The 14053-nt window shown below is 39.2% G+C and carries 14 protein-coding genes and 1 pseudogene; 9 read left to right on the top strand and 6 right to left on the bottom strand.

Translation table 11 applies throughout. From position 1 onward, the window contains the following. The first annotated feature begins 96 nt into the window (after window positions 1-96). From AC04Q1_RS16525 to AC04Q1_RS16505, 5 genes and pseudogenes are all read left to right on the top strand, one after another. Window positions 97-801 carry a gamma-glutamyl-gamma-aminobutyrate hydrolase family protein gene (locus AC04Q1_RS16525; RefSeq protein WP_478365683.1) on the top strand — a complete coding sequence of 235 codons (705 nt, stop codon included), beginning with the start codon at window positions 97-99 and terminating at the stop codon, window positions 799-801. Window positions 802-878: 77 nt separating this feature from the next. After that, window positions 879-2246 (top strand): annotated as a pseudogene (locus AC04Q1_RS16520) (aldehyde dehydrogenase family protein); the annotation flags it as partial. A gap of 3 nt (window positions 2247-2249) precedes the next feature. Next, complete coding sequence (locus tag AC04Q1_RS16515) at window positions 2250-2639, top strand: SpoIIAA family protein (RefSeq protein ID WP_478365682.1); 390 nt, start codon at window positions 2250-2252, stop codon at window positions 2637-2639. 482 nt (window positions 2640-3121) lie between these two features. Further along, window positions 3122-5071, top strand: a complete 1950-nt coding sequence (locus tag AC04Q1_RS16510) for a beta-N-acetylhexosaminidase (RefSeq protein ID WP_478365681.1) — start codon at window positions 3122-3124, stop codon at window positions 5069-5071. After that, window positions 5071-5541 (top strand): CYTH domain-containing protein, encoded by a 471-nt coding sequence (locus AC04Q1_RS16505; protein WP_478365680.1) that lies wholly within the window; start codon window positions 5071-5073, stop codon window positions 5539-5541. The genes AC04Q1_RS16510 and AC04Q1_RS16505 overlap by 1 nt, the downstream gene beginning before the upstream one ends. Window positions 5542-5632: 91 nt before the next feature. Here the strand turns inward: AC04Q1_RS16505 and AC04Q1_RS16500 are convergent, their stop codons facing one another. The 4 genes from AC04Q1_RS16500 to AC04Q1_RS16485 all read right to left on the bottom strand — a co-directional run bounded on the left by AC04Q1_RS16500 (window position 5633) and on the right by AC04Q1_RS16485 (window position 9991). Beyond that, entirely contained in the window at window positions 5633-6268 is a 636-nt protein-coding gene (locus tag AC04Q1_RS16500) for a response regulator (RefSeq protein WP_478365679.1), read from the bottom strand. A gap of 513 nt (window positions 6269-6781) precedes the next feature. After that, window positions 6782-7750, bottom strand: coding sequence for an FKBP-type peptidyl-prolyl cis-trans isomerase (locus tag AC04Q1_RS16495; protein ID WP_478365678.1), 969 nt, complete (start codon window positions 7748-7750; stop codon window positions 6782-6784). Between the two features lie 187 nt (window positions 7751-7937). After that, window positions 7938-8933: an FKBP-type peptidyl-prolyl cis-trans isomerase gene (locus tag AC04Q1_RS16490; RefSeq protein WP_478365677.1), complete on the bottom strand. Its 996-nt coding sequence runs from the start codon at window positions 8931-8933 to the stop codon at window positions 7938-7940. 47 nt (window positions 8934-8980) lie between these two features. Then, window positions 8981-9991: a DHH family phosphoesterase gene (locus AC04Q1_RS16485; protein ID WP_478365676.1), complete on the bottom strand. Its 1011-nt coding sequence runs from the start codon at window positions 9989-9991 to the stop codon at window positions 8981-8983. Between the two features lie 227 nt (window positions 9992-10218). Between AC04Q1_RS16485 and AC04Q1_RS16480 the strand changes: the two genes are divergently transcribed. From AC04Q1_RS16480 to AC04Q1_RS16470, 3 genes are all read left to right on the top strand, one after another. Next, window positions 10219-10638, top strand: coding sequence for a nucleoside-diphosphate kinase (locus AC04Q1_RS16480; RefSeq protein WP_025144153.1), 420 nt, complete (start codon window positions 10219-10221; stop codon window positions 10636-10638). A gap of 136 nt (window positions 10639-10774) precedes the next feature. Then, window positions 10775-11545, top strand: coding sequence for an FKBP-type peptidyl-prolyl cis-trans isomerase (locus tag AC04Q1_RS16475; protein WP_478365675.1), 771 nt, complete (start codon window positions 10775-10777; stop codon window positions 11543-11545). Window positions 11546-11860: 315 nt separating this feature from the next. Continuing rightward, window positions 11861-12034 carry a hypothetical protein gene (locus tag AC04Q1_RS16470; protein WP_478365674.1) on the top strand — a complete coding sequence of 58 codons (174 nt, stop codon included), beginning with the start codon at window positions 11861-11863 and terminating at the stop codon, window positions 12032-12034. Between the two features lie 101 nt (window positions 12035-12135). Here the strand turns inward: AC04Q1_RS16470 and AC04Q1_RS16465 are convergent, their stop codons facing one another. Next, the gene (locus AC04Q1_RS16465; RefSeq protein ID WP_478365673.1) at window positions 12136-12426 is read right to left on the bottom strand and encodes a DciA family protein; all 291 of its coding nucleotides are present in this window, start codon (window positions 12424-12426) and stop codon (window positions 12136-12138) included. Next, window positions 12419-13522, bottom strand: coding sequence for a DNA replication/repair protein RecF (recF, locus tag AC04Q1_RS16460; protein ID WP_478365672.1), 1104 nt, complete (start codon window positions 13520-13522; stop codon window positions 12419-12421). Before recF ends, AC04Q1_RS16465 begins: the two co-directional genes overlap by 8 nt. 120 nt (window positions 13523-13642) lie before the next feature. Between recF and AC04Q1_RS16455 the strand changes: the two genes are divergently transcribed. After that, window positions 13643-14035, top strand: a complete 393-nt coding sequence (locus tag AC04Q1_RS16455; RefSeq protein WP_478365671.1) for a hypothetical protein — start codon at window positions 13643-13645, stop codon at window positions 14033-14035. Window positions 14036-14053: the final 18 nt, after the last annotated feature.

The following is a 14053-nucleotide window of genomic DNA, read 5'->3' as shown; positions in this document are numbered from 1 at the left end:
GATGAAAAGATTTTAGGATTATATCGCCTTTTAAAATCTTTGTAATCCCAAAATCGGTGTAATCACCCCGAAGGAAAAATAAGTGAAATAATTAATATGTCTGATAAAATAATCATTGGTGTTACCGATTGCAGCAAATACGCCATTTACCGCGATTGGGTTTTATCCTACAATAATAACGTAGAAGTAATCCAGATTGGCTATAAACTGAACAATTTTGATGAGATCAAAAAATGTGATGGTATTGTTTTAACCGGAGGAGAAGACGTTCATCCTCGCTTTTACAACCAGCCAGAATACCTGCCATATTGTTATGATGACGATATGGATGAACAACGTGACGCGTTTGAATTTAAGGTTTTAACCTATACTGAAGCCAATTCGATCCCGGTTTTGGGCATTTGCCGTGGTATACAGGTAGGCAATGTGTTTTTTGGCGGAACATTGATCCCCGATATTCCGACCTGGGGAAAATTCGACCATTCGAAAATGCATGATAAATCAGACCGCTATCACGAAATCAGCGTAAATCCATCCTCCTGGCTCAACCAGATCGTGAATACCGATAAAGGCCTGGTAAACAGCAACCACCACCAAAGTACCGATAAAACAGGCAAAGGGCTGGTGGTAAGCGCCATCTCGCCAGATGGTGTAACAGAAGCGATAGAACGGATGGAACCCGAAGGGAAATCCTTTTTGTTATTTGTGCAATGGCACCCCGAGCGTTTAAAAGACCAACATGGACCATTTAGCAAAAACATACATAGTGCATTTATCAATTCAATTATTAATCATAAATAAATACACTGAAACACCGATTGAGGGATAAAATGAATTCTCCGTGATTTCAGTGTTTCCGTGGCAATAAATCATTAGGCAAGATGCACATCATCAACCCCGCAACAGCAGAAATTATCACCAGTTTAACTGAAGATAATTCATCCACACTTCAAGCCAAATTTGGTACTTTAAAAAAAGCGCAGCCGCTATGGGCCAGCAAAACGCTTGGCGAAAGAATTTCAGTGATTAACGAATTCAGTAATTTACTGGAAACAGGGATAGAAGAACTGGCTTCGGTACTCACCGCCGAAGTAGGCAAACCGCTTCAGCAATCGCGCAATGAAATTAACGGTGCAAGGGCCCGCATCAAATGGATGTTGGGCAATGCAGAAAAGTACCTTGCCGAAGAAGTGATGCTTGATGAACCGGGTTTAAAAGAAGTGATCAAATATGAGCCCTTAGGCGTAGTTTGCAATATCTCTGCCTGGAATTACCCCTACCTTGTTGGTGTAAATGTTTTTATTCCTGCGCTTTTAAGTGGGAATGCTGTGCTATACAAACCATCAGAATATGCCAGCCTAACCGGATTACAAATTGAAAAACTATTAAAAAAAGCAGGTGTACCTGAAGATGTTTTCCAGATCGCCATTGGTGCGAAAGAAACTGGCGCAGCTTTATTAGAAATGGACTTTAACGGTTATTTCTTTACGGGCTCCTACAAAACTGGAAAAATCATCTACGAAAAAGTAGCCGCCAAAATGGTTCCCTGTCAGCTGGAACTGGGTGGAAAAGATCCTTTATATATCGCTGAAGATGTGGCCGATGTGGCGGCGGCAGCAGTTGGCACAGCAGACGGTGCTTTTTATAATAACGGACAAAGCTGTTGTTCAGTTGAGCGCATTTACGTACATGAGAAAAATTACGACAACTATTTAAATGCCTTTATCACAGAAGTTAAAAGCTGGAAAACAGGCCTCCCAACAACGGATGGCGTATACATTGGCGCATTAACCAGAAAGGAGCAAATTGCTGTGCTCGAAAATCAGGTTAGAGATGCCTTAAACAAAGGGGCCAAATTATTAACTGGTGGCAAAGCTATAGAGGGGAAAGGCTATTATTTTGAACCAACCGTTTTAACTGATGTGACCAATGATATGCTGGTGATGCAGGAAGAAAGTTTCGGACCGATTATCGGCATTATGAAAGTGAAGGATGATACCGAGGCTTTACACATGATGAAGGATACCGATTATGGCCTAACCGCTTCGGTTTATACGGCCAGCCAGGCAAAAGCAGAAGACCTATTGGCTCAGTTAGATTCGGGCTCAGGTTACTGGAACTGCTGCGATCGGGTGAGTGCGGCGCTGCCCTGGAGCGGAAGAAAATATTCAGGCATCGGGGCTACCTTGTCTCATCAGGGATTAAGGGCCTTTACCAAACCAAAAGCTTATCATTTAAGGGGATAAAATATGGGAAATGACAGAGACAATCACTTAATTGAAGGCGAAATTGCGGATTATTTATTAACTGATGAGGGTATCCTGATTTCGTACAGTAAAAGCATTTTACGGACCGTAGAAAACATTTCGGCTAATGTAGCGCTGGTGAAGAAAATCACCAATAATAAAAAGGTTCCATTGTTAATCTACCTAAAAAATTCTCCGGTTCCGGATAAAGAAACTCGAAAATTTTCTACGGAGCAGTTGCCCCAAATTTATACGGCTATGGCCATGGTTTCGAAGCCGGGTTTAGCGCAACTGATTATGAAAATCCTTTTTAAGTTTCAAATTCCACCCATCCCTATGAAATCGTTTACGGATGACGAAAAGGCAAGGGAGTGGTTAAGGCAGTTTTTGTAGCTCATTATCCAAATCGCAATGTAATCGCTCTAGGATTCCCGCCTGCGCGGGAAATGAGGTAAATTATTTAGAATTTGTTCTTTTGATCCAATAACTATCAGATCAAAAGAACATTTTTTTTACTCGTCATCACGAACCACCCCCACTTAACTCACTGTCCATACCCCTAACCTCCAAGAAACTATTACAAGGCATCCGATACGGATTTAGAACGGACCTTGTTCGGGTACAATTGTCACAGCTCCCTCTGATGCCCGAATGAACTCTTAATCTTTCGTACAAACTGCCACATTTTGTAATTACGGTTTTAACTCCGCTCAGACTGACAAATAGAATCCGTTCAGACGGACAAATCTCTAATCACGTCATACCTACTGCGCTTTGCTTCCTGCTTATTTCCTTCCACACAAATACCTCCGATTAAATTCTTTTTAATAAATTGCGGATTATACTTATCCGGTTAACCCGTTTGAATTATTTGAATGAAAAAATTATTCCTGATCATCTCCTGCTGTTTTTTTGCAGCCAATACTTTCGCCCAAACGCTTGTTACAGAAACTGAAATCGGCGATGCTGAAAATACCGTTGCTCAAACTCCGATTGCCATTATACCTGAGCCCGTATCGTTAGTAAAAAAGGCCGGAACATTTACCTTACCCGAGAATGTAATTATACAGGCCGTTAAAAGCGGCGAGCTAAAACAGTCTATTGCTTATTTATCCGACAGGATTAGCACCGCCACAGGTAAATTTGTGAGTACGGTAAGTAATTCTAGCCATCCTACAATTAAACTGATTTTAAATACGCAGGAAGACACACAACTGGGCAAAGAAGGTTACAAACTCAATGTTAATCCGACCCAGGTGGTGATCACCGCTAACCAGCCGGCGGGCATTTTTTACGGTGTTCAATCCTTACTTCAGCTTTTCCCTGCTGAAATCGAAAGCAAGGAACTGGTAAACGATATCAAATGGAAAGCACCTTGTGTCGATGTGGTCGATTATCCCAAATTAGGCTGGAGAGGTTTGATGTTCGATGTGGCGCGTCATTTTTTCACCAAACAGGAAGTAAAACAGTTTATTGATGATATGGTGCGCTATAAATTCAACCTGTTGCACTTGCACCTTGCGGATGATGAAGGTTGGAGAATCGAAATTAAAGGTTTACCCAAACTAACTGAAGTTGGCGCCTGGAGCGTTAAAAAAATAGGTACTTTTGGCGATTTCACACCTCCTACACCCGATGAACCCCGTACTTATGGTGGTTTTTATACTCAGGACGATATTAAAGAGCTTGTTCAGTATGCACAAGAGCGTTTTGTAAACATCTTACCCGAAATTGATGTTCCGGGACATAGTTTAGCCATTATTTCTTCTTATCCCGAACTTTCATGCACCGCTGACGCAGTAAATTATAAAGTGCGTTCAGGAGAAAAAATTATGGATTGGAGCCGTGGTGCCCCACCAACAGCTTTGATCGACAATATGCTATGTCCGGCAAATGAGAAAGTTTATGTTTTTTTAGATTCGGTACTCACCCAGGTTGCTAAACTTTTCCCTTTCGAATATATCCACATGGGAGGAGACGAAGCACCGCATAATTTTTGGGAAAAGAACGATCAGGTGAAAGCGTTAATGTTGCGCGAAGGATTAAAAACCATTCCACAGGTTCAGGCCTACTTTGAAAAACGTGTAGAACAGATTGTGGTTTCGAAAGGCAAAAAGTTTATGGGCTGGGACGAAATTCTTGAAGGAGGTGTATCGCCAACAGCAGCGGTGATGAGCTGGCGGGGAATGAAATATGGTATTCAGGCAGCCAATGAGAAACACAATGTGGTAATGAGTCCAACAGACTTTGCCTATTTGGATTATATGCAGGCCGATCAAATTACCGAGCCGAAAGTTTATGCTTCGTTAAGGTTAAACAAAGCCTATCAATTTAACCCGGTTCCTGCTGGTGTAAATGCGCAGTATGTGATCGGTGCACAGGCTAACCTGTGGACGGAACAGATCTTTACTTTCCGCCAGGTAGAATATATGGTTTGGCCACGTGCGTTCGCAATAGCAGAATCGATCTGGAGTCCGGTGGAGAAGAAAAACTGGACAAATTTTGTCGACCGTACACAACAGCATTTTAAACGTTTGGATTTAGCTGAGATTAAATATTCACCAGCCATTTACGATCCGATTTTTACGGTAAAACGCAGTGCGGATAAACAATTAATGATCGAATTAACCCCTGAAATTGATGGTTTAGATATCTATTATAGTTTCGACAACTCCACTCCCGATCGCTTCTACCCTAAATATACCGCTGCGTTACAGGTGCCAAAGGATGCCAGTATGTTACGAGTAATTACCTACCGCGGCAAACAACCGATTGGAAGACTGATCAGCATGCCGGTAGCCGACCTGCAAAAAAGGGCAAGATAATGGGAAAAGAAATAGAACGTAAATTCCTGATCAATCAGCAGAAATGGGATCATCTGAACAAGCCAGTGGGAAAGCTTTTTAGGCAGGGTTATCTGCTTACGGATAAAGATAAAACCATACGGGTTAGGGCAACATCAACCAAAGGTTTTCTAACCATAAAAGGTCAAACGATAGGCGCCACCCGAATGGAATATGAATATGAAATTCCATTAGCGGAGGCTACAGAATTATTGGATCATTTCTCCCTTTCCGAACTTTCAAAAACGCGGTATGAAATTCCCTTTAACGGTAAACTTTGGGAAGTTGATGTTTTTTTAGGTGATAATAAAGGTTTAATTGTTGCTGAAATTGAGCTGGAAAGTGAAGAGGAAGCCTTCGATTTGCCGGATTGGATAAGCAAAGAAGTTACCGAAGAAGAAAAATATTACAACTCCAATTTGACAGTTAAGCCTTTTAAAGATTGGGTTTAACTTTTCAGACCTTTATAGGTTTAACTCAGGTTGACAGTTTTAACGGCATCGTTGAAGGCTGCGCCGTTTAAAAACCTTTAAGATCTTTCTATTAAATAAGCTGATGCCCATACGCGAAATTCAATAATCCAACGATTGATTTTACGCCGGTTTTACGCCAGATGTTTTTACGGTGAGTTTCTACGGTATGTTCCGAGATGAAAAGCATTTTGCTGATATCTGCAGAAGTATATTCTTTGGCAATTAGCCTGATGATTTCGACTTCGCGCGGAGATAGGATGTTAACCTCTTCTACCTGGTGTTCGCGTTGATAACCATTGATAAACTCAGCTGTAATGGAATTTTGGATATACGTTTCGCCCTGCATTACTTTATTGATTGCCTTATGCAATTCGTGGCATTTTACATTTTTTAAAAGATATCCCATTGCACCCGATTTGATCATTGCCGAAATATTGACAAAATCGTCGCGCATGGAGAGTACAATAACTTTAATTTTCGGAAACTCTCTTTTGATCAATTTGGTTAAATCAGCGCCAAGCTTTTCACAAACACTAATATCAGCAAGTACAATATCGGGCAGTTTAGCCCTAATCAACGGCTCTACAACTGCAGCAGAACTGGCTTTGCCGACAATCACAATACTTTCCGAATCTTTAAGTGCTGTTTCAACGCCATCTATCAATTTATTGCAATCATTAATTAAAAAGACCTTGATCTTTTCCATAAAGTTTAGTTTTTTAATTTAACCATTCACCAGCATGTTGGGCAAAAAAGAGCCTTGAAGCATCTTAACTCCTTTCTAAACCTATATCGGGTGTAATTATAAAAGCCTTAAATTTTATGTTTTCAACAAAGATAGATAGCAGTTTAATTTTGGCATTATCAACCAGAACCATCATGCATTTTTGCATGTTGGTTGAAGAAGGCCATTCGAAAATATCAGGATGCTTGTTTTTGGTGCCAGCAGCGTAACTACAGCACGTGATGATATACCACATATATGCTTTTTGCGCAAACAGTGCGAAGAACATACCGGATAGCAAAAAGTTCAGTCTCAGAAATGAAACATTACAGTTTGAGCGCATCATGATAATAAGGATGATTTAATATTTGTTAATCTAATTTAAGCAAATATTTCAATCACCACTATAATTATCAATTTCTTAATACAAAAAAGCGCAAAAACCAACGTTTTACTTGCTGATCTTTGCGCTTTTAAATAAAATATGTGTGTGTTTTACTTGGTCAATGGTACTGTTGCGTTTGGTTTAATAATGCCTTTCAGCTCCACATCAAACACCAAAGGTGTAAATGGGTTGATGGGTCCACCACCATTTTCACCAAAACCCAGTTTTGATGGTAAAATCATTTTGATCTTACCGCCGACGCCAATAAGTTGGATGCCCTGGATAACGCCCTGCGGCAATTGGCCTAAGGGCAGGCTACGCGGCACATACTGTACACTCTCTGAAAAAATACCAGCCTCTTTTGCTATTTTAGCGTCCGAGGTATCGAAAACATTTAATTTTCCATCCGATTTTTTATTGGTGAACTGACCAGTATAATCCATCAATACCGTATCCGTTAAAGTTGCTCTTTCTGAGTTTCCGGGAGCAGAAATTACATATTGCAAACCTGAGGGTGCAGTTGTTACCTTTAGCCCATTCTCTTCAACGTATTTTGCTATTTTGGTTGGCTCTACTACTTTATTCTTCTCGTTTAATGCTTTGTATTCCGCCTCGAAGAAAAGTCTTTTCTTGGCATCGAAAATAGAATCCGGATCTTTTCCTTTATGTAATACCTTCTCAATTTTAATGGTAAAAGAGGCGATATTCGATTTTAGTCCTTTCGGTTTTGGCTGTCCGGAATATTTCTCCATCGAATCGAGGTTCAGTTTAAAAACAGCACTATCACCTTCACCAAGCAGTTTTAAGCCTGATGCCAAATCGCCCTTAAACATTGATTTGCTAATGGCGAAAAAAGCAGGGCGCTCATTGTCGTAGGTATTTACCATGACCGAATCGGGGTTTGTATTGGTTTCTACCGTTTGAACACCGTTTAATTTTACATAATCACCATCCTGAATTTTTGGCTTACCGTCACTTTTATAGATCTTGTAAGTCATGTCTCCTTCACCTTTTTCGAATTTGTTACAGGCAGATAGCCCCAGTGCTGCTGCCAAGAGCAAAATAATTCCTTTTTTCATTTAATTATATATTGAAAATAACTTTAATACCCTATCGAGGAATAATGAGGTTACTTTATTAGATCACTACAAAGATAGGCTATAATAAGTTTTTATAAATCTTTGGAATGTTTTATTTCTTGGTTCAACGTCAAAAAAAAATCCTGCTCAGATAAATGAGCAGGATTTACAATAACAGGTTAAGCAATTATTTTTTCACTACCGGAGCAGGCATTTGCACTGGAGCTGCTGCAGCTGGTTTTCCTTTGATAATGTCTTTGATCTCTAAATCGAAAGCAATAGGACTGAAAGGCATAATACCTACCTGAGGCGCACCTTGCTCGCCATAACCTAAGTTAGAAGGGATAATTACTTTGATTTTACCACCTTTACCGATTAATTGTAAAGCTTCAGTAAATCCAGGGATTGTACCGCCAACGGCCATTTTCGTAGGACCATAAGGTTTACCTGGTTTAAATTCTTTTTCTTCTTTAGCCAGTTTCTCATCACTTGTATCGAAGATTTTGTATTTACCATCTTTACCTTTTTTAGTTACCCTACCAGTATAGTTAATTAATACGGTATCACCTAAAGCTGGTTTTTCTGCACTACCTGGCGTTTCAATGATATAGTGTAAGCCACTTGCGGTAGTTTTGGTTGCCAATTTAGTATCTTCTAAATAAGCTTTTAATTTAGCAGGTTCAGCAGCTTTCTTTTTCTCAGAAGAAGCTTTGTAATCAGCCTGGAAAAATTCTGTTGCTCTTTTATTGAAAGTAGAATCTGCTTCGCCAGTTTTTTTCTTGAATACTTTCTCGATTTTAACAGTAAAAGTGATGTATTTATCGTTTTTGAACTGCTCTGGTTTTGGTTGTTTACTATGGAAAGCCATAGTGTCTAAGTTTACTTTAAAAGTAGCGCTATCGCCTTCTCCGAACAAGGTTAACACATCGTTCATATCACCAGCGTACATTTTTTTCTGTGCAGGAAATACTGCAGGAGTTTCGCTATCGAAAGTGCTTGATAAAACTGAATCTTTATCATTTTTCTGAATGAAATTCATTTTAACGATATCGCCTTCTTTAATTTTCTCGTTACCTGCCGAGTGGTGGATGGTATATAATAAGCCACCAGCTCCCTTTTTTTCTTGTTTACATGCCGCTAAACCTAAAGTGGCTGCTGCTAGAATGATAATTCCCTTTTTCATTTATTTAATTTGACTTTTTTAAGTTTTTATTATTTTATTTCTTGTTTCTAAGCTATCAACTGTTCTTTATATTCTGCTAATATCGATTTAAATTCGCTTACTACATCAGCTAAAGGTTTTTCTGCTGCGCCACCTGCAGCATTTCTGTGGCCACCGCCATTAAAATATTTCTTACAGATTTCGTTAGCGGGAAAATCACCTGTTGATCTAACTGATAATTTAACTTTATCAGGTCGCTCAATAATTAATGCAGCCAAACGGATTCCATTGATCGATAGCGCATAATTCACTACACCTTCGGTATCTCCGGTTGCGCTATGGTATTGGGCCAGTTCTTCTTTCGTAACCGAAATAATGGCTGTATTGTATTCCCTTAAAACCTCCAACTTGTTCGACAGGCAATAACCTAAAAAACGCAAACGGTTTTCGCTGGCATTATCGTATACCAGCTGATGGATTTTCCAGTGCTCTGCACCTAAATCGATCAGGTTTGCTGCAATGCGGTATACTTCTGATGTTGCCGATTCAAAACGGAAGGATCCTGAATCGGTCATAATACCGGTATACAGGCAAGAAGCAACATCCTTATTAATGCCGGCTTTATCTCCTAACTGGTTTACAATAAAATCATAAACCAATTGTGCAGCTGCACAGGCATTGATATCCCAATGGCGGTAATCGTCGAAATCTTCAGGTTCGAGGTGATGATCGATCATGATTTTTTTGGCACCAGCTGCCCTCACCAATTCGCCCAGTTCATTAATACGGCTTAAGGTATTGAAATCAAGGCAGAAAATGATCGAAGCTTCCTCTACTAACTTAGCGGCCTGTTCCTGCTGCTCAGTAAAAATAACGACATCGCCATTATTTGGCATCCAGTGTAAAAAAGTAGGATAATCAGTAGGTGTGATTACCCGAACATGGTGGCCTTTCTGAATTAAATATCCATATAAACCTAAGGATGAACCCATCGCATCGCCGTCGGGTTTGTGATGCGTGGTGATCACAATTCGTTGTGGCGTAGCCAATAATGTTTTTAATTCAGTTAGTGTAAGCATATATTTTTTTGCGCTGCAAAGCTAAGTAAATTTAGATTAGGATTAAAGGATTTTAGGATTAGCAGCTTCATATATTAAAAACAAGCAATGTTAGATATTTTAAATGCCATTTTAAGTAACAATATCAGTCGCACAAACCCAAAAGCACGGCCTAAACACAAACAATAGCTGTTGATTATTCATCAATTAAAACGTACTTTTGCACAAAATTTGATATCAAAAGCACAATGAGCACTAACAGAACTTTTACCATGATCAAGCCTGATGCAGTAGCAAACGGCCATATCGGATCAATCATTAACGACATTACTAATGCTGGTTTCAAAATCATCGCATTAAAATATACCAAACTTACTGACGAAACTGCCGGCCAGTTTTATGCTGTTCACGCTGAGCGTCCTTTTTACAAAGATTTAGTAAGCTTTATGTCTTCAGGACCTATTGTTGCTGCAATTTTAGAAAAAGACAATGCAATTGAAGATTTCAGAAAATTGATCGGTGCTACCAACCCTGCTGAAGCTGCAGAAGGTACTATCCGTCAGAAATATGCAAAATCAATCGATGCTAACGCGGTTCACGGTTCAGATTCTGATGAAAATGCGGAAATTGAAGGTAACTTCTTCTTCAAAGCAGACGAACGTTTTTAGTTCCCGGCACAAAACATTTACAATAAAACCCCGAACATTCGGGGTTTTATTGTTTTATCTATTTTGTATCTTTCGCCCTTAAAAATATAGTCGGCCATTTTTAACCGGTTGGAATTAATTACACATAAAATAATCAATGAAGAGAATTTTCTTAGCGATATGCTTATCCGGTATCGCTGTTGCATCATATGCACAAACCAAAACAGCAGCAAAAAAACCTGCTGCAAAGAAAGCTACTACGGCTGTGAGTAAAACTTCAACATTTACTGCATTAAAGTCTCCTTTAGATTCTACCAGTTATGCTTTTGGTACGTCGATCGGTGCAAGTTTAAAAACAACCGGTCTATCTACCTTGAATTATGAAGTATTGTTAAAAGGCTTAAAAGATGCATTTACAGGCGGTAAGGTTGTGCTTAATCAACAACAGGCAGAGCAATGTATAAATGAAGCATTAGCCAAAGCATCAGCAATAAAAAACAAAGCAGAAACAGAAGCAAATAAAATTAAATATGCACCTATGATTAAAGAAGGACAAAGTTTTCTTGACGAAAACAAAAAACGCGCAGGCGTACAAACCACAGCAAGTGGCTTACAATATGAAGTTTTAACCCCTGGCACAGGTGTTAAACCGGTAGCTACCGATTCGGTACTGGTTCATTACAAAGGTACCTTATTAAACGGAAAACAATTTGATAGCTCATACGACAGAGGAGAGCCGATTTCATTCCCGCTTAACCGCGTGATTCCGGGTTGGACAGAAGGCGTACAGTTAATGCCTGCTGGTTCTAAATATAAATTTTTCATCCCTTACAACCTCGCTTACGGCGAACGTGGTGCGGGTGCAGACATTCCACCTTATAGCACATTGATCTTTGAGGTTGAATTGTTAAAAGTAAACGGGAAATAAGATTTGTGCGGTCAGATGTTACCATCTGACTGTTCATGCAAAAAAAACTGTGAGATAATTACTCCTCTTAGAAAAATTAGAGATTGTGTTAGATATTACCATCTGACACCACAATAGCGAAACTAAACCTAATATATGCAGTCGGATGTTACCATCTGACTGCTGTTTTTTGAATTGAAATAATCCAATTAAAAAAATATTGATAAAGTGTCAGATGGCAACATCTGACATCACAAACACCGATTCGAGCTAAATAAGCCATTTATTAAAACTTTCTTCAGTATTCGATGTTAGCTATTACAAATTAACATAAATATGAAAAGAGCATTCCCTTTAGTACTGATCGCATTTTTATGCACTACCTTAAGCAGTTGTGAACTAGTAGAAGGTATATTTAAAGCCGGCGTTTGGGTTGGCGTGATTGTAGTTGTAGTAGTGGTTGCATTGCTCATCTGGATTTTATCCAAGGTATTTGGCGGAAGGAGTTAGTTTAGTCCTCAGTCTGAAGTCTACAGTCCTAAGTCCTGAATGGAAGCTTAGATAGAAATATTAAGGGTATAAGCAGAAATCTTATGCCCTTTTATTATGCCTTATAAAAATATCATTTCGGTAATTACTTCGCTACCGGCATGTTCGTTCAGTTTTTGGATAATTCCCTGCCGTACCATTACCAGTTCATTTTTGATTACAGAAGATTCTATCCGCAAAAACAGTTTTTTATCGTGGATATAGATCTGCTTGGTCCGGTTGGCAATGGCTGTGCCCATAATCTCCGGCCAGATCGACAAGATGGAAGTTTCATCAAACTTACGGCGCAAACGGTATACATCCAGCATTTTGCTGATTGCATCCTTTACTGTAACATCATTGGGTTTACGCATTTTGTATAGTTCCGTTATCAACTTCGAACAAAGTTACATCAACTTCTATTTTTTCAAAAATTGATTTCACTCTTTCTCTTCCTGTATCTGTAATAAATATTTGCCCAAAATCATGGTGGGAAACCATTTGCATCAACTTTTGAACGCGGTGATCATCCAGCTTATCAAAAATATCATCCAGTAAAAGCAAAGGTTTAAATCCTTTGTTTTTAGCGAGGTAAGCATATTGGGCAATTTTTAGCGCGATTAAAAAAGATTTCTGCTGGCCCTGAGAGCCAAACTTTTTTAAAGGCATCCCGCTGATCACAAAAGCCAGTTCATCTTTATGGATACCGGTTGTGGTGCGTTCCAGCACACGGTCTTTCTCTACCGATTTTCTCAACAGTTCTTCGAAAGTAGCCTCATTCAATTGCGATTGATAATTTAGCTCCACGGTTTCCCTGTTATCGGTAAGATAGGTATAATATTGGTTAAACAATGGAATAAATTCATCCATAAATGCCTTACGGATGGCGAATATCTTGTTGCCTGCAAAAACCAGTTGCTCATCCAGAATTTCGAGTAATGTAGGATCATACTTTCGGGTAATGGCAATCTGTTTAAGCAAAGCATTTCGGTTTAATAAAATGCGGTTATAGGTAATCAACTGATCCAGGTAATGTGCATCGGTTTGCGAAATCACATTATCAATAAATTTTCTCCGCTCCTCACTGCCTTCCATAATCAGGTTTACATCATAAGGCGACACCATGACTACCGGAAAAAGGCCAATGTGGTCGGCCAGTTTATCGTATTCTTTTTTATTGCGTTTGAACTGTTTTTTATGACTGCGTTTAACCCCACAGGAAATTTTTTCGTTTTTCTCATTGCGGTCAAAATCGCCCTGAATCATAAACACTTCTTCGTTGGTTTTAATCTGCTGACTATCGATGGGATTAAAGTAACTTTTACACAGACACAGATAATGAATGGCATCGAGCATGTTCGTTTTACCTGAGCCATTATTACCCGTAAAAACGTTTACCGTTTCAGAGAAATGGAGATCCGCATCGGTATAGTTCTTGAAATTTAGAAGGGTAATGTTTTTTAACCACATAAATATGTCACAAATTTACCGTTTTTTAGCCTCTTAACATCCATTGTTTAAAATAAACGTTAATAACATTTAAAAAAACTGTACTTTCATACCAAGGAAAATTAGATGGTTGCACAAAAAATGTTAGAGGGAAATGTTCTATGGTCTTATGATCATGAACTGACCAATGAAAAAAGCTCAGGCTGGATTAAAAAAATCGCTGGTTTATTTTCTTTTTTAAAGCCGATCCACAATCATGAGGGCAATATCCTGTTGGCATCAAATGGTCTTTTTATTACCGGAGATGAGCAACTGGAACTTCCGTTATCGAATATAGAGGAAGTTTACATGGGTTTCGATGATCTTTTTCCTGCTTCATCTGCAAAAAACTTCGGTGCATTTTGGCAACCCATCAGAATCCGGTCGGCCATAAGCCGATCAGAAAGCCAAACCGTATACCTCGTAATTAATCACACGGGCATTTTTAGCGATAACCAAACCTGGTTTAACACCCTAATTAGCTTGCTGCGCTAATTGTCGCGGCCATTTTAT

It is taken from the genome of Pedobacter humicola (assembly GCF_056490705.1).
Note: the sequence above shows the minus strand (reverse complement) of the source record. Positions and strands in the feature narration are given on the sequence as shown.